This window comes from Flavobacterium pectinovorum (assembly GCF_006438875.1).
GTDB lineage: Bacteria > Bacteroidota > Bacteroidia > Flavobacteriales > Flavobacteriaceae > Flavobacterium > Flavobacterium pectinovorum_A.
Map to the genome: position 1 here is coordinate 214824 of NZ_RCZH01000003.1, position 23081 is coordinate 237904.

19 protein-coding genes are annotated in these 23081 nt (G+C 33.0%); 5 read left to right on the forward strand and 14 right to left on the reverse strand.

The window, feature by feature from the left end; genetic code table 11:
• Positions 1–59: 59 nt before the first annotated feature.
• The gene (locus tag EAH81_RS05385) at positions 60–1166 is read right to left on the reverse strand and encodes a polysaccharide lyase family 1 protein (RefSeq protein ID WP_140504577.1); all 1107 of its coding nucleotides are present in this window, start codon (positions 1164–1166) and stop codon (positions 60–62) included.
• Positions 1167–1381: 215 nt separating this feature from the next.
• Here EAH81_RS05385 and EAH81_RS05390 point away from each other — a divergent pair, with 215 nt between their 5' ends.
• Positions 1382–1951 carry a Crp/Fnr family transcriptional regulator gene (locus tag EAH81_RS05390; protein ID WP_140504579.1) on the forward strand — a complete coding sequence of 190 codons (570 nt, stop codon included), beginning with the start codon at positions 1382–1384 and terminating at the stop codon, positions 1949–1951.
• 212 nt (positions 1952–2163) lie between these two features.
• Here EAH81_RS05390 and EAH81_RS05395 read toward each other — a convergent pair whose 3' ends face one another.
• The 6 genes from EAH81_RS05395 to EAH81_RS05420 all read right to left on the reverse strand — a co-directional run bounded on the left by EAH81_RS05395 (position 2164) and on the right by EAH81_RS05420 (position 9608).
• Positions 2164–2712 carry a HutD family protein gene (locus EAH81_RS05395; protein WP_140504582.1) on the reverse strand — a complete coding sequence of 183 codons (549 nt, stop codon included), beginning with the start codon at positions 2710–2712 and terminating at the stop codon, positions 2164–2166.
• Positions 2713–2837: 125 nt separating this feature from the next.
• Positions 2838–3344, reverse strand: coding sequence for a GNAT family N-acetyltransferase (locus EAH81_RS05400; RefSeq protein ID WP_140504585.1), 507 nt, complete (start codon positions 3342–3344; stop codon positions 2838–2840).
• Between the two features lie 411 nt (positions 3345–3755).
• On the reverse strand, positions 3756–4343 hold the full coding sequence (locus tag EAH81_RS05405; protein WP_140504587.1) for a hypothetical protein: 588 nt from the start codon (positions 4341–4343) through the stop codon (positions 3756–3758).
• A 17-nt stretch (positions 4344–4360) separates the two neighbouring features.
• On the reverse strand, positions 4361–6877 hold the full coding sequence (locus EAH81_RS05410) for an FAD-binding oxidoreductase (RefSeq protein ID WP_206669074.1): 2517 nt from the start codon (positions 6875–6877) through the stop codon (positions 4361–4363).
• A gap of 20 nt (positions 6878–6897) precedes the next feature.
• Positions 6898–7839, reverse strand: coding sequence for a class I SAM-dependent methyltransferase (locus EAH81_RS05415; RefSeq protein ID WP_140504590.1), 942 nt, complete (start codon positions 7837–7839; stop codon positions 6898–6900).
• A 770-nt stretch (positions 7840–8609) separates the two neighbouring features.
• Positions 8610–9608 (reverse strand): hypothetical protein, encoded by a 999-nt coding sequence (locus EAH81_RS05420; protein ID WP_140504592.1) that lies wholly within the window; start codon positions 9606–9608, stop codon positions 8610–8612.
• 701 nt (positions 9609–10309) lie between these two features.
• Here EAH81_RS05420 and EAH81_RS05425 point away from each other — a divergent pair.
• A complete protein-coding gene (locus EAH81_RS05425; protein ID WP_140504594.1) occupies positions 10310–10702 on the forward strand; it encodes a helix-turn-helix transcriptional regulator in 393 nt (130 codons plus the stop codon).
• A 160-nt stretch (positions 10703–10862) separates the two neighbouring features.
• Here EAH81_RS05425 and EAH81_RS05430 read toward each other — a convergent pair whose 3' ends face one another.
• The 6 genes from EAH81_RS05430 to thrA all read right to left on the reverse strand — a co-directional run bounded on the left by EAH81_RS05430 (position 10863) and on the right by thrA (position 17904).
• Entirely contained in the window at positions 10863–11303 is a 441-nt protein-coding gene (locus tag EAH81_RS05430) for a hypothetical protein (RefSeq protein WP_140504596.1), read from the reverse strand.
• Positions 11304–11486: 183 nt separating this feature from the next.
• Complete coding sequence (locus tag EAH81_RS05435; RefSeq protein WP_140504599.1) at positions 11487–11894, reverse strand: hypothetical protein; 408 nt, start codon at positions 11892–11894, stop codon at positions 11487–11489.
• 15 nt (positions 11895–11909) lie between these two features.
• Positions 11910–12338, reverse strand: a complete 429-nt coding sequence (locus EAH81_RS05440; protein WP_140504601.1) for a hypothetical protein — start codon at positions 12336–12338, stop codon at positions 11910–11912.
• Between the two features lie 260 nt (positions 12339–12598).
• On the reverse strand, positions 12599–13888 hold the full coding sequence (thrC, locus tag EAH81_RS05445) for a threonine synthase (protein ID WP_140504604.1): 1290 nt from the start codon (positions 13886–13888) through the stop codon (positions 12599–12601).
• A 502-nt stretch (positions 13889–14390) separates the two neighbouring features.
• The gene (locus tag EAH81_RS05450) at positions 14391–15326 is read right to left on the reverse strand and encodes a homoserine kinase (RefSeq protein WP_140504606.1); all 936 of its coding nucleotides are present in this window, start codon (positions 15324–15326) and stop codon (positions 14391–14393) included.
• A 130-nt stretch (positions 15327–15456) separates the two neighbouring features.
• Entirely contained in the window at positions 15457–17904 is a 2448-nt protein-coding gene (gene thrA, locus EAH81_RS05455) for a bifunctional aspartate kinase/homoserine dehydrogenase I (RefSeq protein ID WP_140504609.1), read from the reverse strand.
• Between the two features lie 914 nt (positions 17905–18818).
• Here thrA and hutH point away from each other — a divergent pair.
• From hutH to EAH81_RS05470, 3 genes are read left to right on the forward strand one after another with little or no spacing between them, the layout of a single operon-like run.
• A complete protein-coding gene (gene hutH / locus EAH81_RS05460; protein ID WP_140504611.1) occupies positions 18819–20333 on the forward strand; it encodes a histidine ammonia-lyase in 1515 nt (504 codons plus the stop codon).
• Between the two features lie 48 nt (positions 20334–20381).
• Positions 20382–21026 carry a DUF47 domain-containing protein gene (locus EAH81_RS05465; RefSeq protein ID WP_134146523.1) on the forward strand — a complete coding sequence of 215 codons (645 nt, stop codon included), beginning with the start codon at positions 20382–20384 and terminating at the stop codon, positions 21024–21026.
• Positions 21027–21059: 33 nt separating this feature from the next.
• Entirely contained in the window at positions 21060–22394 is a 1335-nt protein-coding gene (locus EAH81_RS05470) for an inorganic phosphate transporter (protein WP_140504613.1), read from the forward strand.
• 50 nt (positions 22395–22444) lie between these two features.
• Here the strand turns inward: EAH81_RS05470 and EAH81_RS05475 are convergent, their stop codons facing one another.
• On the reverse strand, positions 22445–22960 hold the full coding sequence (locus EAH81_RS05475) for a DUF421 domain-containing protein (protein ID WP_140504616.1): 516 nt from the start codon (positions 22958–22960) through the stop codon (positions 22445–22447).
• Positions 22961–23081: the final 121 nt, after the last annotated feature.

The window sequence follows — 23081 nt, forward strand, 5'->3', positions numbered from 1 at the left end:
ACTTAAATGAACTTAAATAACTTATATGGTTCAAAACTAAAAAACTAACTCAATTTTTATTAAAACGATCCACAAGTATTACCTGTAAATGTAGCGCCGGCACCACCAGTAACATCAGCTTTAACAGCAGAAGCCGCAAGCGTCACGATAGAATAGGGCGGAGTGAAAGCGGTATTGCTTCCTGCAGTATTTCCGGTAGTGTTTGTAAATACGTTTCCAACTGCGGTAACCGCTGTGTAACCTGTCATTAAATCGATTGGCGTTTTTACTCCTTCAAAAACATTGTTTTCTACTTTAAGGTTAGCCTCAAAGCCTGCTGCGATGCATTTATTGCTTACAGTACTATTAAAATAGTTGTTGATCAAATGCACTTTTCCAAAACGAACTCTTGGCATTCTTTCTTTACATCCTGGAGCCCACCAGCAACGGGCAAAAGTAATTCTCAGTTTTCCACGATCGGCAGTTGCGCCATCACTTGATCCAATTAGATTTGAATATCTGTGATCGTCTGAACCTCCGGGACCTCCAGCTTTAGGCGCTTTTAGATATCCGAATTTACAGTAAGAAACAGTTACATAATCTGATTTGTTTTTGATGTCAAAGTTTCCGTCCACGCCATCTCTAAATTCGCAATGATCAACCCATACATTTTGGCAATCGTCCAGAATTGCATTGTCCCAACCATCTGTGTCATACGCGCCCGGGCCTTCAAAAATTAAGTTTCTGATGATTAAATTCGTACATCTTTTGATATTGATTATTCCGGAACCATCTTTAGTTTGGTTCGTAGAAACCAGTTTTGCTCCGCTTGCGCCATAAATGGTTTTACCACTTTGGTCTTGCAATGATAATCTTGTAGTAACGGTAATTGTACCGGTAACTTTTACCACTTTTACGGCGCTGTTTTCAATTGCCGATTTAAGTTGTGCATAAGTGGTCACGACAGTTTCTGTAGAAGTTCCGCCACCAGTTGTACTGCCGTTTTGAGATGCCCAACCCGGAACCTGCGCACAGTTTCCAACTTTGGCTGTTATACTGCCGGAAGAAGCAGTGTTATTAATAGCACTCTCGCTGCTTTCAGGAGAAGAAATCTCTTCAGTATTACACGCAGTAAAACCGAAAACCAGTGTTAGTAGAAACACTGAAAACGTTGATCTAAATTTCATAATGTTAAGTTTGGTTACAAATATTTGAGACAGCAAATCTGCTTATAATAACTATGAAAAAAGTTGAACAAGTTCAATGTTTTGAAAATAATTTACTATTAAATGTGTTTTTAACACCAATCGCATTACAAAAAACTATATTTTTGCGCAATCGATTACATTATTTTTAATTCATTCACCTACTTACGCCCCTGAGTAAGAATAAAAGTAAAAGCATGTACAAAAACCTACGATTAAGTATTGAACGCAAAATTCCGTTAACAGATGAAGAATGGAAAATTGTCGTTGAAAAAGTTCAGTTTATTAAACTCAAAAAAAACGAATTCCTGCAAATTCAGGATTCCAACAGTTCCTATGAAGGATTTATTTTAAAAGGTGCTTTCAAAACCTACATTTTAAATGATAATGGTAATGAAAGTGTGATTTTCTTTTCTTTCGAAAATGAATGGATGTGTGACCTCGAAAGTTTCTATCATCAAAAGCCTACAACTTACAATATTAAGGCGATAGAAGACAGCGAGATTTTGGTTATCAGTAAAATAAACAAAGCACTTTTGTTTGAGCAAGTGCCCAAGTTAATCCAGTTTCACATTCTCATGGTCGAAAAAGCAAACATTGCCATTCAGCAAAGACTTTTAGATGTATTAAACAAAACCTCCAAACAAAGATATCTGGAGTTTATCGAAAAGTACTCACACAAAGTCGATAAAATCAACAACAGAAATTTGTCTTCTTATTTAGGCGTTTCACACGAGTTTTTGTCAAAGATTAAAAAGAGGTGCTAAGGTTCTGAGGTACTAAGTTTCTAAGGTTTTCCGTAGAGATTCGAAGGTGTAGAGTAACGAAGGGACAAAGGTTTTCCTTAGAGACGCACAGCAGTGCGTCTATTGTATTGTTGAAAAAAAATCTCGCAAAGACGCCAAGTCGCAAAGTTTGATAATAGCTTGGCGACTTGGCGTCTTTGCGAGATTAAAAAAAACTTAGAGTCTTTTCCGGATTAAAAATCCAATATTCCATAGAGGCATTCATTAGAAAAATTAAGTATTATATTTTTCTTTTGTGGATTTTCAATTACTAATAAATCGTGAGGTTCCAAATCGTATGATTCGTTATTAATTCTAATAACTGTTGTATCTAAAGAAAATAAAAGTATTATTTGAGCATTAGAATTCTCAGTACTATTCGTTATTTTTAGTTTATGATGGCGTATTTTTTCAGAAACCATCCAATTAAAATCAATACCTTTTGTATAAGAAATCACGTCATCATCCGAATTAAATTCTATGATTTCATATTTCTCATATACTTTTTTTTCTTTGTTTACTTCAATATGCAAACTATTATCCAGCATAACCAAATATCGGTGATAGCCCTTGAATTTGGTGAAAACTGAAGGAACTTCCTCTATTGTGGCACTGCTTATTCTCAATGTAAAATCTCTATCGGTATAGTTTGCTGTTTTCGGATAAATCATATATTCATATGTCAATCCACCACTCCAAATAGAGGCTTTACTATCTTTTTTAGGTAAAAGGAGTATGTTCATTTATTGAATATTTTAATAGGATTTCAAGTTTCCAGTTACATCTTTGACCTTGGTTTTAAATGAACTTATATGACTTATATGGTAAAAAAAACTTTGCGCCTTTGTGCCTTCGTGGCAAAAAAAACTTAAATCTTTTTCTCCAGATAAATAAATTCCAAAGGTTTCTCCGAAATCGTAACATGAATATCGCTTACAGGAAAAGCTTCCCTTTTTCCCGTATCAATATAACCATGACGTTTGTACCACGCAATAAGTTCTTCACGAACCGAAATAACCGTCATAATTATACTCGATAATTCCAAATATTTAGCGTGATTTTCGGCTTCAGCCAGCATCTTTTTGCCAATTCCACTATTTTGTAATTGAGGAGAAACGGTTAACATTCCTAAGTACAATTGATGTTCTTTTTCTACTAACAAAACCGAACCAATAATTTGATTGCCTTCGGTATATTTGAGAATCGTATTTTTAGGATCCAGAATTGTTTCTGTCAATTCGTCTTCGTTAGTTCTTTTTCCTTCTAATAAATTAGCTTCTGTAGTCCAGCCTTTTTTCGAAGTTTCGCCTCTGTAAGCCGAATTGATTAAGATGTTTAATGCCGGAATATCTTGTAATGTTGCTTTTGTAATCATGATACTATTTATGCTGTAATTATAATTTTAAAGTTTGAATTGTCATCTGCTTTAGCTGGAGGAACAAAATTACAATATTGAGGCTTTAACTAAAATTTATTTTTTTGGCTAAAGCCAGTTTGAAATTTGCTTATTAACCTCCAGCTAAAGCACAATGTCATTAAGTTCAGGGGAAATCTATAAAATTACTTACCAGTTTAATCAAGAAAGTAATTATAAAAATCCGTTTTTATCAGCGTTTTCGCTTTAGCGAATCAGTAAAATCAGCGTCTAATTTTGACGCGGATGAAACAGATTTACTTCGTAAAAACGCGGAAAAAAACGGATTTTATTTTTTAAATGCTTAACTTAATGACATTGAGCTAAAGCAGGAGGCTTTAAATATTATTATAAAATCATATTTGTTTCCAATTAATATTTTGGAGTCTTGGTTTTTATCTTTTCAAGTAATAGATCTTCTTTTTTAATTACTTTTTCATAAGGAGATTTATTTGGCAGATGTTGTTTTTGATATTCCTCAATAAGCGGAATCGTTAAAATAATTTTCAAGGCATTATGATAATTATTTATTTCGTTTCGTTTTTCATTGATATTATTCATTAAATTTTTCAAATCAGCTTTTTTAGAGACATATTTATCGCTACTTTTCTTAATTAAGTTTACAATTTTCTGTTTCATTACGCTATCTGTTATACTATTTATATGGTTTTCTGCGTCTCTGTAATAATCATTAGATTTTTGATTATAATTATAAAAAATGTTGGCTGTATCTCTTGTATTTAATTGACTTAATTCGTCTTCTAAAGATTTCAATTCAGGAGATTTCTCTACAAGTTCCTGATACAAGTCTTCGACTAAATCATTGCCTTTTCTAAATCTTCCTATATCAATACTTTTTTCCTGAAATGCTTCTGGTTCTTCATTACTTCTGTGATTGGTTTCGTTTTCTCCACAAGATATCAGAAGAATTAATGAAAAGTAAGCGATTTTTTTTAGCATAGTTTTTTTTTAAAATTTTAATAATCATAAACATGTTCAATAGTTATATTTTCGCTTTTAGCCTTCTTAATAAAAGGCAATAATTCAGTAACGGGCAAAAAGTAGACATTTCGTTTTAACCTGTCATCTGTAACAATTCTGGATTTATATAATAATCTTACGTCCTTTGATTTTATTTCCTGTGAATTATTCATGATAACAGAAACGGCAATTTCATCATTTCCGGAAATTTCAAAAATCTTCACATTTTGTTCCGAAAGTTTAATCATTTCCTTTGTAAAAACATCCCATCTTGTAACTGCAATAATCATTTTTTCATTTCCTTTTTGAATGATTTTCAGGTCTTTATTTTCTTTGATAACATCAGAATTAGAAACTATTAAATAGATAAGATTTGAAGGAGTTTCGTAGGTCGATTTTGCTCCGTATTCAATAAGTTTGGAATAAAAAGCCTTAAAGGAGAATTCTAATGTAAATAATAAAGTTCTTTCCCATTTTCGTAAGGTGCTGCAATCTGAATTATCAGATGCTGACCAAACTTTTTTAATCCACGGCATAAACTTAAATTCATACCACGCAGTTTGGTATATAAAATCACTATAGGCACTTTGAGCTTCAATTATTATTTGTTCCTGTTTCGACTTTTTTTCTTCTGCAAAAAGCGAAAAAAATCGTCCTGTTGTATTCTCATAAAGTATTTTTGCCCCATATTCCATTGTCATACTAACGCCAATAACTTGAAGCATTGTCTTATACTCGCCGTTTTCCGGATAAGCTTCTGAAGTTAATTTTATCGAGCGATCATACAATTTCCAGTATTCATCTATCGATTTATAGAATGGAAAATCAGACGGATTTTTACCGCTTTTCAGATAATCAGCATATTCTTTTGGGTTGTAAACTAAGTACCATTCAGGAACGGTAAGAATCGTTTGTTCTTCGGCTCTGAAATATTCTTTTATTTTCTTTTTTTGATGTGATAAATTATTCTGAGCATAAGGATTATACTTGTCCAGTAATTTATTTGTAAACCGCTGATCCGGATCTAATTTGTTTTTTAAGGCAAAATATTTATCACTATTAGGATATCCTTTTTTAAACTGTTCAATAGTTGCGTGAGGCTGATAGGGAAGGTACCAGGTTCCATTTTCGCTTAAAATAGCATCCGTCATTTCAAGAGTCCATTTTTTTACTTCATCCTTTGCTTTCTGATCAGTTCCTTGTTTATAATAAATTACAAAAGCAAATACCTCTTTGTTCGCCCACGAAAGATAACTTTCATGATCCGGCAAAGCATGTCTCAGCGAAACATTGATAACATTCACTTTATTATTCTGAAATACAGCACTCATTTTCGGAATAAACGATTTTATATTTTCAACCGGAATAAAATATTCTTGTAAAACATAAGTTGACTTTTCTCGTGAAGAAGGGTCCAATTCTTTTACATCATAACTTGCTTCTTTATTTCTCCAACGTACTGTTTCAGGAATATAATACAACGGATCAATCGTATATTCCCGAATCCATTTTCCTGAATTTCCCCAGGAAACAACTCCAGATAAGTTTGATTCTAACCAGTAATTCTCATTTTCATCTATTAATCGGTCTGTATCAGTTAAGGGTTTTGTAGTTTTTTGCCAGGAAATACTCATTATTTTGTCGTATTTCGGAGGATATAAATTGCCATTTTGAAAAACCACATTGGTGTTATTTCGAATGTTTTTATCAAAATAGGTTTTGTAATCTTCAATATCCATTACCTGATGAAATCGTTCTACTTTTTCATTATCAACCAATTGCAAAGTTGCTTCGGCAATAACGCCAATTCCGCCATAACCGCCAATTGCAGCATTAAAAACGTCTTGATTTACTTCTCGATTGGCAATTATAATGTCGCCATTTGCTGTAATTATTTTTAATCCTAAAACAGACGAAATTATTGGACCATGACCAATATATCTTCCGTGACAATTTACAGATATAGCGCCTCCAACAGTAAAATTAGAATACGTCTGCATGATTTTTATAGACAAATTCAACGGATCAATTACTTTCTGAATATCTCTCCATCGGATTCCTGCTTGTACTGTAATTTGCTTTTTTGTTTTATCAATATTGACGATTTTATTAAAATGTCTCATATCGATATGCAAACTATTTTCGAAGGCAGTTTGCCCGCCCATACTGTATTTTCCGCCGCCTATAGAAATTGGTCCGGTTGTATTTTTTATAGCCGAAATAATTTCATTTACCGTAGTTGGTTCAATAATCTGATTAACCTGAATAGGGTTTATTTGTGTAATATCATTCAGGGTTTTACTCTTAATTGTAGTACCAAACTTTGAATCTCCGGAGAATTGTACTAATAAGAAAATGTATAAAACAAATAAAAGGAAACCGTAAAACGGAATTGCTCTTCGCTTTTTTCGATTAATAAACCGAATCGATTTCTTAATTCCGACCCATATGAATTTTATAATTTTTAGTAAAAAGGCAAATAGAAATCGGATAAAGCGGTAGATTTTCTTCATAAAAGTGTGTCGGAAAATAATTAGATTTTGGTAAAAACCATTAAAGCATTTTTGGTTGGATCGCCTTTTTGATACAATGTTTTTTTAGTGAATTTAAATCCGATTTTTTCAACAAAAGCAATGATAAAGTCTAACGAATAAAAGTTTCTGATTTCTTTGGCGTTGTATTCCCAAGGTTCATTTACGCCCAAATTAAAAACGTCATGAGCAAGCGCCACTAAGACTTTCTGATCGTCGGTATCGCAATTATGATCTCTTAAAATCAATTTTCCGCCCACTCGCATCGTATCTCTGATTGAAGAAATATATTGTGTTCGTAAATCAATTGGGCAATGATGAAAACCAATATATACTGTTACCAGATCTAAACTATTATGCGGCAAATGATCTGCAAATTTAGTTTCGTAATTCGTAAACTGAATATATTCTGCGCCAACGGCAATTTGACCACGTTCGACCATTTCGGTAAAGGAATATTTTGGCTTTCTGCCATCAGCATAATATCTTTTTCCTTTAATGGAAATGCTTTCTTCGAGATAATCCAGATATCTGCCCGAAGAACCAATTTCTAAATAACCATTATACGAAGTGCCTTGTCCCAGTAAAGCAACGGTTTCTTCTGCCATTTCGTTTTTCTGATGCATTAAAGCCGGAAGCTGATATCGAATACCTGACAAAATAGGCGTAATGTCGTCTAACTTTGATTGTGTTGCGATGTAAATTTCTTTATCTGTAGTTTTTGAAGCGGTGTTGTCAGAAATTAATTTATGAAATTCTTGTTCGGGATATAAGTTAAACACGTTCTTTAAAAACAGAAAGAACTGACTTTTAAGTTTAGAATTTGTGTAAATATATTTGAAATTACTTGTAACAGCAGAAACCGAACTCAATATTTTGTTAGGAAACAACTGTGCAGTTGTAACAAAAAGTAATGTTGTTTTAAGAAAATTCCGTCTCTTCATGATTGATTTTTATGGTGCCAAACATAGTGATTATGCTTACAAAAAACTAATTTGATTTTATAATAGAAAGAAAATATTAATCTACATTTTCAAATTTATTATAGCACTTAAAATTAGCAGACTTGTTATAGATATTAGAAAGAGAATTAGCTCTTTTTTAATATTGTAGAAGATTTTTTCTTTCTTTAATTTATAACAAATAGAAATAACTATTAATGCTAAACCTGATAAAAACAGTGTGAAAAGCGATAAAAACGCTATGAAATAATTTATAAAAAAACTTACCATAGCACCTGCAAACAGAGTTGTAATGATGGCAAACGAAAGGATTAAAATTAAAAGCTTTAATGCAATTCTGAGTAAACTTTTAATTACTTCAAATTTCTCGAAATTATATGTTCTGTTCATTGTTTGATGTTATTTCTTTTGATTTGCTAGCGCGAGTGCAATGTCATTAAGTTAAGCTTTTTTAGACAATTAAGACTAAAAAAATCGCGCAAAGGCGCAAAGCCGCCAAGTTACATACATTTTCTTTGCGCCTTTGCGTCTTTGCGCGAGATTTATTCGGCAAAGTCCCGATCCCGAAACGTCGGGACGGGATAGATATTTCCTTAACGTAATGATATTGAGTGCGAGTGTCTCGCTGGTGACTAATTTGATCAGAAGCCTATTTTCTGAATAAAATTCCAACACATAACAAAACCCCAATACACTTAATTTTAAATAAAAAAAGCTACAAGTTTTGAGTTTGTAGCTTTCTGTATGATTTGTTATTCGTATGTGTATAAAGTTTTTAATACATATGGTGTTGCGAGCGGATTAGCAATATTAGTTGTTGTACGTTTTGATTCGGTTAAATAACCATCAGCATCATAAACGTACTCATAATCGTATCGCTGTTCATATTCGGTTACACCATTAGAAACCGCTTTAAATTTCCAATCTACAATATGCATCCAATCATAAATATAACATCTAAAGATTGGTTCACTAGAATAAACTCCAGCTTTAGTATAATCTACCGTAAGCTCATAAGTTATATTTGTGACCTTATCTTTGTACTCGTATTCACTAGTTGTAGAACCTTCTTTAATAGTTCCAAAATTCTTTTCGGTCTGAACGATGTTAACGAATACTTTGTTGCCATCATAACTATATAAATAAGTTGCTGAGAACGGATTTGTAACTGTTGTATATGTATAATCACCATTCTCTTCCAGTTTTTCAATTTCTTGCGTGTAAGTTCCGTTTGCAACTTCTTTTATATCACGACCAATTTCATCGTAAGTGATATCAGTTATAATTCCGTCAGGAGCGGTTACTTTCGAGATAAAACCTCCGCTATTAATTTCTGCTACAATATCAGCATAATACGTACTTGTTACCTGATTAGCATCATTAAAATTGAATTTGGTAATGTTTTTATAAAACTCGTTATTTTTAAATCTGTCTACCGAATTTAAACGACCTTTAGAATCATATGTATAACGATTATCACTAATATTAGTTTGAATTTCATTTCCTGTCTGATCTTTTGCCAGTCTAAAACTATACATTTTAACAAGGCGTTTAGTAGTCAAAGCCGATTTTCCGGTACTTTTTGCCGTTTGTTTTTTGGGAACTAATTGTATTGCCGGTTTAAAAAGTTCCTGATTAGGCAATCTTGGATCAACCACTTCTGGCGTAACCGTGTTGTCGTCATTACTTGCACAATTCACAAATAATAATGCTATAAAAGCAAGTGTTGTTTTTAGAATAATTTTTGTCATGTTTTGGTTTTTGATTTTAGTTTGATTTTGATTTCTGATTGATTCTTAATCTTTAATTATAATAGGCAAATTTCAATTATTTTTTTATCATTTTCTTACGGGAACCCGTAAAAAGGCAATAATATTTGAAGAAGAATACCCTGTAAATTTGTAGTAATTTGGTTAAAGTAATATAAAAAAAGGGACTAAATTATAGTAGCTTTTTTATAAATTGGAATTTTTTAGTAAACGACTTTCTGTAGTTCAACTTTTTCGGGAAGTTTTTGCTCTAAATGCTGAATTGATTAAAGTTATTAATGCTGAAATGTCTTCGAGTACTGCTTTTGTAATCGTGTTATTTAGTAAAATATGAATTGCCTCCAGCTTTAGCTCAATGTCATTAAGTTAAGGGAATATTGCCGAATAAATCTCGCGCAAAGTCGCAAAGTCGCAAAGAAAATGTATGTAAACTTGGCGGCTTTGCGACTTTGCGCGATTTTTTCCCCAGTCTTAATTATCTAAAAAAAGCTTAACTTAATGACATTGAACTATAGCTGAAACAACAAAATTAAATTAGAAAATAGCTTCACCTAATCTTTAGTTTTTTTTGCTAAAGCCGAATTTGTCAATTTATATCAATTATGAAAAGAGTATCTTACAAAAACCGTTTTGTTTTTTACCGAAATTTATTTTCGTTTAAGAATTTTAAATATCTTTGAATTATGAGTACAGCAATAAAATCAAAACATATCGGCAGGAATATAAGCCGTATCAGAGAGCTTAAAGATATGAAACAGGAAGCTCTGGCACAGGCTATAGGAACAAATCAACAGACAATTTCGGCTATTGAAAACAGCGAAACTGTAGAAGAACAAAGACTAATTGAGATTGCAAAAGCTCTTGGAGTTTCTGTTGAAGCGATTAAAAACTTTTCGGAAGAAGCAGTTTTAAATATTATTGGAAATACTTATCATGATAATGGTATTGTAAATGCAGGACTTAATTACAATTGCAATTTTAATCCTTTAGATAAAGTAGTTGAACTTTACGAACGTTTGGTGCAATCTGAAAAAGATAAAGTTGAATATTTAGAGAAATTATTAAACGGGAAATAACGTTTTTTAAATATATATATTAAAGAAAAAAGAGATCTTAATTAAGATCTCTTTTTTCTTTATGTTCAATTGCTGGCGCGAGCGTCCCGCTCGTGAACGTTCCAATTGGTTTTTGAATTTCTTTGTGTTCATGAGCGGGACGCTCGCGCTAGCGGGGTTTTTATGCAAGATTTTGGTTATAAACAGATATTATAGATTCAACTATAAATTCTATAATATTTTCAAAGTCTAAATCTTTTACTTCATTTTTGTTCATATCAAAACTAAATTCATCATAAAATGTATCAATTACAACCTTTAAGATTATATTATTGTTAACTTTTGTTGTATAAAATTTTACGTCGTGATAAACTTCTGTAATTTTTAAACTTATTCTCATAGAACAAATTTCATCATCATCTAAATCTACCCATCCTTCAACGAAGTTTATATTATCGTTAGTTTCATATTTGTATTTTATCATTCCATCCTTAGGCAATTCTGCTTTTTCATATATTTCGTTTATTAACTTCAAAAAGAAAGAATAGTTAAGTTCTAAAAAATTATTACGTCTTGATATGAAATTATTTTGAGCGTCTAAAATATCTTGGTATTTTTTCATTTAATTTATTGTTTTTTTAAGGTTCGTTTTTTTAGTATTGTTTCTAATGTTCTGGCACTACAGCGGGTTTGGGACTAAATTAGCCCATTCTTCGGATTTGCAAAATCATAGCAAGTACCAAAACCATTTTTCCATTAAGCCTATTGCCCCAAATCCGTTGTAGTAGCTGTTGGCAGTAGTTTTTTATTCTGATTCGCAAATATATTTGTAAACACCAGACATAACTGAACCGGGAATAATTTTTTGGTTGTAAGTATCATAATATTCTGGACGTTGTGTTGGATTTCCATTTTTATCATACTTTACTGCATCAGATGATGCATATTCTTTTTCTGAACAATTCATTTTAATATATTCAAGAGTATAACCACCGCCAGTTTTTATAATTTTTCCACTCTTACTTTTAGTCATTTTAATAGGTTCCGTCATTTTCAACCAAAATTCTTTTGTCCCATAATTATCTTTTTCAAAATGTATATAAACTTCATTGCCACTTTTAGAAGATGTTACATATTGAAATTCATCATCAGTTTGAGAAAATGTTTTACCTGATATTACTAAAATTAGTAACGTGAATAATATTTTCTTCATATTTTTTTAAGGTTTTTAATTGTCTATTTTTATTTCAAAAGTTCTTCCATTTTCATCTTCCATTGTGGCTTCTCCCTCTTCATTCAATTCAGCAGGACTTATTTGACTTTCAGATGGATGAACATCATCATCTAGCCAACCGCCTTTAGGAAAATTAATTCTAACAACTTCTCCGTTTTCAACATCAACATCCAAATCATAAGTTGCGGAATAGCCAGTTTTCGGATTGTAATAATCTACACTCGCATTGTATGAGCCATCATCATAATTTTTAGTTTCTGATAAGTTTTCATCCTCACTTTCGTCATCAGCAACTTCATAATTTGTATTTTCATCATTTACGTATTCTGTAGAATTTTCATCTTCTGAATTTGTTTCATAATTTGAACTGTTTTTGCAACTTGCAAAAAGAATTAACAATACAAAAAGTAATTTTAATTTCATAATTCTGTTAGTTATTCGGCAAAATTACTACCAACTTTTTTATAGGCGAAACAAACTTTCGTTTGTACCCCTGAATAGGGATAGATATACGAAACTTTATTTCGTTTTCTTACTTTTCAAATATATGTATTTTTTATTGCCAATTTTTACGGATTTCCGTACTTGATATTTTTATATATTAATTCAAAATAATTAATGGTAGTGCAATAAAAAAAGCGAGTAATTTTTTTTACTCGCTTAATCATCTTTGTATATTTTTTTTAATCTAAGAAATCCTTCAATTCCTCATAACTCCCAATCTTCACACTAACTTTTTCCTCATTAATAACACTTTCAATTTGTTCCGGAATAGGAAGTGTAATCCCTAAAGCAGGTTCAACAACATCAAGGAATTTTATAGGATGCGCCGTTTCTAAGAAAACACCAATCGCATTTTCATGCTTTTGCAATTCTTTTTTCAAACCTAAATAACCAATAGCACCGTGTGGTTCTGCGATATAACCGTTGGCTTTGTAAATATTTTTTAAAGCTTCTAATGTTTCTTCGTCAGTATAACTATAAGAAGAAAAATCTTTTTCGAAAGCTTTTAAGTCGTTATTATATAATTCCTGGATTCTAATAAAGTTACTTGGATTTCCAACATCCATTGCGTTAGAAATTGTCGCCTTAGAAGGTTTTGGCTCGTATTTTCCGTTTTCTAAGAATCTTGGTACCGTATCATTTACGTTTGTAGATGCTACAAAATGTTCGATTGGCAAACCTAATTTCTTTGCCATAATTCCCGCGCATATATTTCCGAAATTCCCACTTGGGCAAGAGAAAATCAATGGTTTATTTTGGCTTTTCAAAGCTTTGTAAGCAAAGAAGAAATAGAACATTTGCGGCAACCAACGCGCAATATTTATAGAATTTGCTGATGTCAGGTTTTTATGCGCCAAAGTCTCGTCTAAAAACGCTTTTTTTACCATATCCTGACAATCATCAAAAACACCATCAACTTCAAGTGCTTTGATGTTTTGTCCTAAAGTAGTCAATTGTTTTTCCTGAATATCACTTACTTTTCCTGACGGATATAAAATGACAACATCAACGCCGTCAACACCAAGAAATCCGCTTGCAACAGCTCCGCCTGTATCTCCGGAAGTTGCTACTAATACCGTATTTTTACTGTCTTTTTTGTCTTTATTAAAATAAGCCAGACAACGTGACATAAATCGCGCTCCAACATCTTTAAAAGCCATTGTTGGTCCGTGGAATAATTCTAAGGAATAAACTCCTTTTTCAACTTCTACAACCGGAAAATCAAAAGATAAAGTTTCGGCGATAATTTCTCTTAAATTAGCTTCCGGAATTTCATCACCAACAAATTGCTGAATCACATCAAAAGCGATATCGTTATGGCTTAGATTTTCTATTACATTAAAAAATGCAGGATTTAATGGCGTAATAGTTTGAGGGAAATATAATCCTTTATCACTCGCTAATCCTTGTATTACGGCTTCTTTAAAAGAAACTTCCGGGGCATTATGGTTTAAACTATAGTATTTCATTGGTTATTTTAGATTTTAGATTTTAGATTTTAGAAATGGGAAAATTAAATTCCAATTTTTAAATTCCAAATTCCAATTTTATATTATTCAAGTCTCGTTTTGTCATTTCGACGGAGGAGAAATCACATCCAGAGAGCAACGCACTGTACGTTAATTACTAGTGTGATTTCTCTCCCGAAGCTTCGGGATCGAAATGACAAACTTTATGGCTATGCTTTGTGGTAACAAAATATCAATTTTTTTAATTTCAATTAGCTTCTTTTTTGTCATTCCGAGGAACGAGGAATCTTCGCGAGAAGCTCGACAAAGATTGACTCACATTACGGAGTTACTTGTGGAGATTCCTCGTTCCTCGGAATGACAAACTATATGTGTTATACTTTGTGTCATACTTTGCGGGACTTCGACTCCGCTCAGTCTGACAAACATCGCGTATGATTCGTGTATTTTTTTTTGTTTAATTATTGCACAAACCAATTTGTGTAAATTCGTGAAATTAGTGTTATATAATTCTCACTCCGTTCGGATTAATCTTAGAAACGTGAATTTCATACGGTAAATTCATGTTTTCGTAAACCTCGCTCATGGCTTTGGCGATTTGATCTGCGGTGTTTTTTCCTCTGCTTAAAGCAAAAATAGACGGACCTGAACCTGAAATTCCGGAACCTAAAGCGCCGTTTTCTAAAGCCGTTTGTTTGATCAGGTCGAAACCCGGAATCAAGACACTTCTTAAAGGTTCTACGATTTCGTCATGAAGTGATCTTCCAATCAAATCGTAATCTTTAGTATATAAACCGGCAATTAATCCGCCTACATTTCCCCATTGCATAATCGCGCTTTTTAGGGAAACGTTTTGTTTTAATACGGAACGTGCATCCGAAGTTTTCAACTCTATTTGTGGATGAACTACTGTAGCGAACAATTCTTCGGGACTATCAATTCTAATAATATCCAGCGGACTGTAACTTCTCACCAAAGTAAAACCTCCCAAAAGGGCAGGAGCAACGTTGTCAGCATGAGCGTTTCCGCTGGCTAATTTCTCGCCTTGCATCGCAAATTGCACCAAATCTTTGCGAGAATATGGTTTTCCTAATAATTCATTAATCCCAAAAACAGCTCCGGCAGAACTTGCGGCACTGCTTCCAATTCCGCTTCCGGCTTTGATATGTTTGTAGATTTCGATTTCGAATCCAAAAGTTATCGGTTCAAAATGGCTTTCGTAAGCTTCAAGCATTGCAATAGCCGCAACACCCGAAACGTTTTTCTCGGTTTCCAGAGGTAAATCGGCACCAACGATTTTAGTGATACGAATTCCTTTTTGGTCTACTTTACGAATAATCATTTCATCGCCCGCATTGTCTAAGCAAAGTCCAAGTACGTCAAATCCGCACGAAAGATTCGCGATAGTTGCCGGGCAAAATAGTTTTATTTCTTTCATTTCTGTTTGGTTTTGCCACGAAGGCACAAAGTCACAAAGTTTTATTTTTTTAGTTTCTGAGACGCTAAGTTTCTAAGGTACTAAGAAAAAAACTTAGAAACTTAGCGTCTTAGTGCCTTAGCGGCTAATACTAATTATTTCCTATTCGAATTACATCTGCAAAAATCCCTGAAGCTGTAACTGCTGCTCCGGCACCGGCACCTTTGATTAATAAAGGCTGATCTACGTAACGATCTGTGTAGAACAATACGATATTATCTTTTCCTTCAAGATTGTAAAAAGGATGATCTTTTGGGATGAATTGTAAACCAACGCTTGCTTTTCCGTTTTCGAATTGTGCAACGTATTTTAATCTTGAATCTTTTGACAAAGCTTCTTCATAAATTTTCTCAAAATGAGAAGCATGTTTTGTTAACGAAGCAAAAAAGTCTTCATTATTAGTAGTTGCTAAACAATCCGCTGGAAGGAACGATTCGTTGGCGATGGCGTCAATATCCATTTCGTAACCGCTTTCGCGAATTAAGATCAGGATTTTACGGGCAACGTCGATTCCGCTTAAGTCAATTTTCGGATCCGGTTCTGTAAATCCCTGAACTCCGGCTTCTTTTACAACATCATGAAAAGAATTGTTCTTATCAAAATTATTGAAAATGAAGTTCAGACTTCCAGATAAAACCGCCTGAATTTTGTGCACTTTATCACCAGAAGCGATTAAGTTTTTTACAGTATCAATAATTGGCAATCCTGCACCAACATTCGTTTCAAACAAAAATGGAGCATTATATTGGCGTGATAAACTTTTTAGTTTTTTATAATTGTCATATGCAGATGAACAAGCAATTTTATTACAAGTTACAACGGCAATACTTTCTTTTAAGAATTTTTCGTAAGTTTCAGATACGCTTGCATTTGCTGTAATATCAACAAAAATACTATTACGTAAATTTAGTTCTTTGGCACGTGCGATAAATTCAGTTGGAATTGCGTGTTCGCCTTTGTCTAAAGCCGATTTCCAGTCTTTTAAAGAAATTCCGTCTTCGTCAAAAAGCATTTTTCTGGAGTTTGACAAAGCGATAACACGAACATTAATCTTTAAATTTTCTTTTAAGAATTTTCTCTGATTGTGAATTTGCTCGATGAATTTTTCACCCACATTTCCAACACCCATTACAAATAGATTCAGCTGTTTGGTGTTTTCCTCAAAGAAGTTTTCGTGCAAAGTATTCAATGCTTTTTTAACATCTCTTTCGTTGATAACAGTCGAGATATTACGTTCAGAAGCACCTTGCGCAATGGCACGGATATTTACGTTGTTTTTTCCTAAAGTACTAAACATTCTTCCGCTTAAACCCTGGTGATTTTTCATGTTTTCACCAACCAAAGCAATAATGCATAAGTCTTTTTCTACAATGGCAGGATCGATTTTATTTTGTAAAATCTCAACCTCAAATGCTCTGTTAATCGCAGCTTCGGCATTTTCAGCATCTGAATTTAAAATTCCGATACAAATCGAATGCTCAGAAGAAGCCTGAGTAATAAAAATTACGTTGATTTTTTCCTGTGATAATACTTCAAACAAACGTTTTGATGAACCCGAAACTCCAATCATTCCCGGACCTTCAAGTGTTACTAGCGAAATATGGTCTATATGGCTGATTCCTTTTACAACAGTATCTTTTGAGGAAACCTGATTAGAAATCAAAGTTCCTACGGCTTCCGGCTCAAAAGTATTTTTGATCAGAATAGGAATGTTTTTTCTTAAAACAGGTTGAATCGTTGGCGGATACAACACTTTGGCTCCAAAATGCGATAATTCCATCGCTTCCTGATAAGATATGTTTGCAATTGGCTGTGCTTGTTTTACAATTTTAGGATTTGCTGTAAACATTCCGTTTACGTCCGTCCAGATTTCTAATTGAGATGCCTGAAGTGCTCCTGCGATAATTGCCGCAGTATAATCAGAACCGCCACGACCTAAAGTTGTAGTGATTCCGTCAGGAGATTGAGCGATAAATCCGGGTAAAATATTGATTTGCGATTGATTCCCTCCAAAATATTCCTGAATCAATTGATTTGAAACTTCGAAGTTTACAACGGCTTTACCAAAATTATTATCGGTTTTAATTAGTTCGCGGCTGTCTTTGTAAACTACATCTTTATCTAATTGTTGGTACGCCTGTGCAATAATATAAGACGAAAGCAATTCTCCAAAACTCAAAATAGTATCGGCAGTTCTTGGAGATAATTCGCCTAACAAGAAACAACCGTCCAATAAAGTTTCTAAATGATTGATGATTCTTTTTACGTGACTTAACAAGCTGCTTTGTTCGCTTACCGGAATTAATTCTTTTAAAGTGTCAAGGTGTTTTTTTTCGATTTCGGCAATTATATCTCTAAAGCTTTCGTCGTTTGCCGCTGCTTTTGAAGCCGCCAATTGCAATAAATCTGTGACTTTGCTTAAAGCAGAAACTACAATTGCTAATTTATCTTCTTTAGAATTTTGTTTTATGATTTCGAGAACGAGCTTTATATTTTGAGCATTGGCAACCGAAGTTCCGCCAAATTTTAATACTTTCATTTTGATGTTTTTTAATAAGGTGCAAAGATTTTGAGTAACAAAGGTTCAAAGGTTATCAACGGTGAATTGAAACTGAAAACTGCGACTATTTTTTTTCTTTGTAAATGTTTTTTATGTATCCAATGCCTTTCTTCTTTTTAGAAAAAAGTATAGATAACCAGGATTATATGTAAAATGTATACCCCTAAGGGGTAGTAGTTGTTGTAGTAGAAATTGTTGTAGCAGCAATTGCAACTCTTGTTTGAGTTGTCATTGTAGATTGATATTTTGCGCTGTTACTTTTCATTTTTGATTTTTCAAAAGTACAGTTTTTTATAAACGTTAAAAAACCTAAATGTCTTTTTACGAATATTTTAATAATTTAAATCTCATGAAATTAATATTGAGCTTTTGTCAGGATAGTATATGATAAATTGATGTATTCGTATATTTAAGCTTATTTTTACTGATGTTGGCAGGCGTTAATGATCTGGTTTTTAATAAAAAAATTTCTAAATAAATGTAATTTAACCTATATGGTAAGTAGGATTTGTGTTTTTTACGATTTTTATTACTGTAACCCGTTGGGCGCAATTGTTTTTAACACATAGAAACATAGCATTATTGAACTCAAAAAAGGCGTTTCACTTGCATTAATACACATAGCTATGTGTTAGAAACGAGTTTCTTGATTTGCTTTTTCCAAACACATAAAATCTATGTTACTATGTGTTTAATTAAATTTTTATGCATTACATCCAACGGGTTAACTGTATTTAAAATTGAAGTAGAAATAAAGGGCTGATTTTGTGTGATTAGTATTGTGAAATAGATAAAAGTGGATAATTTGTGCTCCTCTAATTTTAATTATTATGAACAAATGTTGCTTTTTAATATTGATTTGTTGAATTTTGGGGTCTTAAATTAGAAACACCATGACAGAAATCCATTATATTAGTACTGAAACATTAAGTTTAGAAGCTTTACAAGAAATTATTGTTAATCAAAAAACACTTGAATTATCAGAAGAAGCTAAAGTAAACGTGCAGAAATGCCGCGATTATTTGGATAAAAAAATGGCTTCACATTCTGAACCTATTTATGGTATCAATACAGGTTTTGGTTCTCTTTGTAATGTAAAAATCTCGAACGAAAACTTATCTCAGCTTCAGGAAAATCTGGTTAAGTCGCATGCATGTGGAACTGGAGAAGAAGTGCCTGCTGAAATTGTAAAATTGATGTTGTTGCTTAAAATCCAATCTTTGAGCTACGGTCATTCAGGAATTCAGTTGCAAACTTTACAGCGTTTGGTTGATTTTTATAATAATGATGTCTTACCTATAATCTATACACAAGGTTCACTTGGGGCTTCTGGCGATTTAGCGCCATTGGCACATTTATCTTTGCCTTTATTAGGAGAAGGTGAAGTATTTTTTGAAGGTAAAAAAGTGGCTTCTGCCGAAGTTTTAAAACATTTCAAATGGGAACCAATCGTTTTACAGTCAAAAGAAGGTTTGGCTTTATTAAACGGAACTCAGTTTATGAGTGCTTATGGAGCTCATATTTTATTAAAAGCATATAAATATTCTTATTTAGCAGATTTAATTGGAACAATCTCTTTAGAAGGTTTTGATGGAAGAAGCGAGCCTTTCAACGAATTGATTCACTATATACGCCCTCACAAAGGGCAAATTGTAACAGCACAGCGTGTCAATGAATTTCTTGAAGGAAGCGAAATCATTGTTCAGGAGAAAAAACACGTTCAGGATCCGTATTCTTTCCGATGTATGCCTCAGGTTCACGGAGCTTCAAAAGATGCGATTGATTATGTTAGAAAAGTATTCAAAACCGAAATTAATTCGGTAACAGATAATCCAAATATATTTATTGAAGCCGATCAGATTATCTCAGGAGGAAATTTCCACGGACAACCTTTGGCTTTAGCCTTAGATTTTATGGCAATTGCTTTGGCAGAATTAGGAAGTATTTCAGAAAGAAGAACGTATCAGTTAATTTCAGGATTACGTAATCTTCCGGCATTTTTGGTGGATAATCCGGGATTAAATTCAGGATTTATGATTCCGCAATATACGGCAGCAAGTATCGCAAGTCAAAACAAACAATTGGCAACTCCGTCAAGTATAGATAGTATTGTTTCGAGTAACGGACAAGAAGATCACGTAAGTATGGGAGCAAACGGAGCTACAAAAGCTTTACGTGTTATGGATAATTTAGAGCGCATTTTGGCAATCGAATTAATGAATGCTTCACAAGCGATTGCTTACAGAGAGCCTTTGAAATCAAGTGATTTTATCGAGATGTTTTTGAGCAGTTACAGAGAAGTTGTGCCGTTGGTAAAAGAGGATAGAATCTTACATTATGATATCGAAAAAACAGTTGCGTTCCTAAATAGTTTCCAAATTGAAAACGATTTGTTAACAATGGCTTAACATGACAAAATAATAATGAAGTAATTTTGCACTATCAAAAATATAAAAATGTCAATAAACAGTATTTTCCAATTTTTAGTGCCGAAAGACAAGAAATTCTTTCCACTTTTTGAAGAGGCTTCAAGCAATTTAATTGAATTAGCTTCTAATTTACACGAAGCTGTAAACCTTCCATTGAAAGAAAGAGAAGTTCTTTTTCAAAAAATTGATGAGTTAGAGCAAAAAGGAGAAGACATCACGCGTCAGACCAATCTTGAATTGAGCAGAAACTTTATTACTCCATTTGATAGAGAGGATATTCACACATTAATTACTTCTATTGATAACGTTGCTGATTACCTTCATGGTGCAGCAAGCAGAATGAGATTGTATCAGGTTGATAAGATTACAAAATCTATCAGAAAGATGACAGAAATCAACCTTGAAGCTTGTCAAAACATTGACAGTGCGGTAAAAGAGTTGAGTAACTTAAAAAACATGAACATTATTAAAGATGCGTGTGCCAGAATTAATAAACTGGAAAACAAATCTGATAACGTTTATAACAAAGCAGTTTTTGAAATTTTTGAAAACGAAACAGACGCTAAAAATATTATTAAATATAAAGAGGTGTTATCTGTTTTAGAATCAGCAACAGACAAATGTAAAAGTGTTGCGAACATACTGGAATCTATTTCTGTAAAACATTCTTAAATTCAATTTATTTCATTCTGAAGTTATAATTTTATGACGCTACTTATAATTATTATAGTATTAGCTTTAATTTTTGATTACATCAATGGTTTTCATGATGCGGCAAATGCTATAGCTACCGTTGTTGCTACAAAGGTTTTAACGCCTTTTCAGGCCGTTCTTTGGGCAGCATTTTTTAACTTTCTGGCCTATTGGGTTTTCGGATTTGGTGTTGCGGATACTGTTGCAAAAACAGCGCACACTATGGAGATTAACCTTGTTGTGATTCTGGCGGGTGTTATTGCAGCCATTTGTTGGAATTTATTGACTTGGTGGTTAGGTATTCCTTCAAGTTCATCACATACTTTAATTGGTGGTTTTGCCGGAGCTGCAGTTGCGCATGCGATTGCTGTACATGGTTTTTCAAGTTATATTGGCGAAGATGGAGTTACTCATTATTGGTACGAAATCGTAAGTTGGTATAAGGCAGGAAAAGATGGCGGAATGCCGTCAGGAGTACTGATTATTATCGCTTTTATTGTTTTAGCACCGTTATTGGGAGCATTGGCTTCTTATTTAATTTCGATTTGGTTACTAAACGCTTCCCGTAAAATTATTGGACCTAAAATATTCACTGTAGCTTTAATGATTGCAACAGTTTGGCTTGTTAGTAGTCTAATGGTGCCTTATGCAGAAATCGACAAACCTAGGTTCGCGTCGCATTTTTGGAGTGTAGCTTTTGATCCACACAATATTAAATGGTTTCTGGTTGCATTTATCATCTTAACAGTAAGTTTATTTTGTTTGATATTTAGCAGTTTAAATCTTCATCAAGCTGATAAAGCGCTAAAAAAGATGCAATTATTATCTTCTGCTGCTTTTAGTTTAGGACACGGGGGAAATGATTCTCAAAAAGTAATGGGTATTATTGCTGCTGCTGTAGCGGTATATATTCACACAAATCCTGGTGTGCATATGGATTCGTGGTTAGATGTTGTTTTACCAAATGATGATTTGGGTGTAAAAGGAATAATGCCAGGTTGGATTCCATTAGCTTGTTATTCTGCTATTGCTGCGGGAACTTTAAGTGGTGGTTGGAAAATTGTGAAAACAATGGGTTCTAAAATCACAAAAGTAACTTCTTTTGAAGGAGTAGCTGCTGAAACTGCTGGAGCTTTGACACTTTATTTCACAGAACATTTAAAAATTCCGGTAAGTACAACACATACAATTACAGGTTCTATCATTGGGGTTGGATTAACAAAACGTGTATCTGCCGTTCGTTGGGGTGTAACTGTAAGTTTGATTTGGGCTTGGATATTAACGATTCCTATTTCGGCTATTTTAGCAGGATTGGTTTACTTTGTATTGAGCGTATTTATCTCCTAGTAAAATGATTTTTGTAAAATGTGAGAACTAAAATCGCATTTTAAGATAGTTTATTTTCTAAAATTCTTATGGTTGTGTTTTCTTTTATAATGTGTTTGTTTAAGGTTCTTTTTGTCTTCAGAAATAACACTAATAGTACCGTCAATTTCCAGCATACAAAGCTTTACATCAGTAAAATGTTCTAAACCATGTTCACGCATTGCTTCTTTTAATTCATCGTGTGAGATGTCTAATTTGCTTAAAGCGTCAAAATCTAGTTTTCCATCATGAATCAGGATTTCAGGTTTGTCTAAAAGCAGGTCATTGATGACTTTGTATTTATGAGTCAGTTTTTTGATGATATAATTAATTATAAATAAAGCTAAAGCAGCAACTAAACCTCCCCAAAGACTGGTGTCTGGTCCAACCATTGCATTTTGAACAGAATTACTAATTAATAGAATCAGAATAATGTCGGCTGTGTTTAATTGTGAAAGTTCTTTTTTGCCAAAAATTCGCAAAGCAATTGTCATGAAAAAATAGACAGCAAGACTTCTTAAAATAATATCTAAATAGGGGAATAGCATAATTGTTTTTTATATTAAAGTTAAATAAAAAAAGCTTTGTTAGAATTTTAAACCAAGAGTGTAAGGAGCTTTAATTTTAAATTTTGACAAAGATTAAATTAAACATTTTACACAAAGTAGC

Bases quoted from the DNA above. Each gene is read 5' to 3' on its own strand.
- hutH (WP_140504611.1), top strand. From the start codon at position 18,819: ATGACAGAAATCCATTATATTAGTACTGAAACATTAAGTTTAGAAGCT.
- EAH81_RS05450 (WP_140504606.1), bottom strand. From the start codon at position 15,326: ATGAAAGAAATAAAACTATTTTGCCCGGCAACTATCGCGAATCTTTCG.
- EAH81_RS05465 (WP_134146523.1), top strand. From the start codon at position 20,382: ATGTCAATAAACAGTATTTTCCAATTTTTAGTGCCGAAAGACAAGAAA.
- thrA (WP_140504609.1), bottom strand. From the start codon at position 17,904: ATGAAAGTATTAAAATTTGGCGGAACTTCGGTTGCCAATGCTCAAAAT.
- EAH81_RS05415 (WP_140504590.1), bottom strand. From the start codon at position 7,839: ATGAAGAGACGGAATTTTCTTAAAACAACATTACTTTTTGTTACAACT.
- EAH81_RS05390 (WP_140504579.1), top strand. From the start codon at position 1,382: ATGTACAAAAACCTACGATTAAGTATTGAACGCAAAATTCCGTTAACA.
- EAH81_RS05395 (WP_140504582.1), bottom strand. From the start codon at position 2,712: ATGAACATACTCCTTTTACCTAAAAAAGATAGTAAAGCCTCTATTTGG.
- EAH81_RS05475 (WP_140504616.1), bottom strand. From the start codon at position 22,960: ATGCTATTCCCCTATTTAGATATTATTTTAAGAAGTCTTGCTGTCTAT.
- thrC (WP_140504604.1), bottom strand. From the start codon at position 13,888: ATGAAATACTATAGTTTAAACCATAATGCCCCGGAAGTTTCTTTTAAA.
- EAH81_RS05385 (WP_140504577.1), bottom strand. From the start codon at position 1,166: ATGAAATTTAGATCAACGTTTTCAGTGTTTCTACTAACACTGGTTTTC.
- EAH81_RS05420 (WP_140504592.1), bottom strand. From the start codon at position 9,608: ATGACAAAAATTATTCTAAAAACAACACTTGCTTTTATAGCATTATTA.
- EAH81_RS05430 (WP_140504596.1), bottom strand. From the start codon at position 11,303: ATGAAAAAATACCAAGATATTTTAGACGCTCAAAATAATTTCATATCA.
- EAH81_RS05400 (WP_140504585.1), bottom strand. From the start codon at position 3,344: ATGATTACAAAAGCAACATTACAAGATATTCCGGCATTAAACATCTTA.
- EAH81_RS05405 (WP_140504587.1), bottom strand. From the start codon at position 4,343: ATGCTAAAAAAAATCGCTTACTTTTCATTAATTCTTCTGATATCTTGT.
- EAH81_RS05470 (WP_140504613.1), top strand. From the start codon at position 21,060: ATGACGCTACTTATAATTATTATAGTATTAGCTTTAATTTTTGATTAC.
- EAH81_RS05425 (WP_140504594.1), top strand. From the start codon at position 10,310: ATGAGTACAGCAATAAAATCAAAACATATCGGCAGGAATATAAGCCGT.
- EAH81_RS05440 (WP_140504601.1), bottom strand. From the start codon at position 12,338: ATGAAATTAAAATTACTTTTTGTATTGTTAATTCTTTTTGCAAGTTGC.
- EAH81_RS05410 (WP_206669074.1), bottom strand. From the start codon at position 6,877: ATGAAGAAAATCTACCGCTTTATCCGATTTCTATTTGCCTTTTTACTA.
- EAH81_RS05435 (WP_140504599.1), bottom strand. From the start codon at position 11,894: ATGAAGAAAATATTATTCACGTTACTAATTTTAGTAATATCAGGTAAA.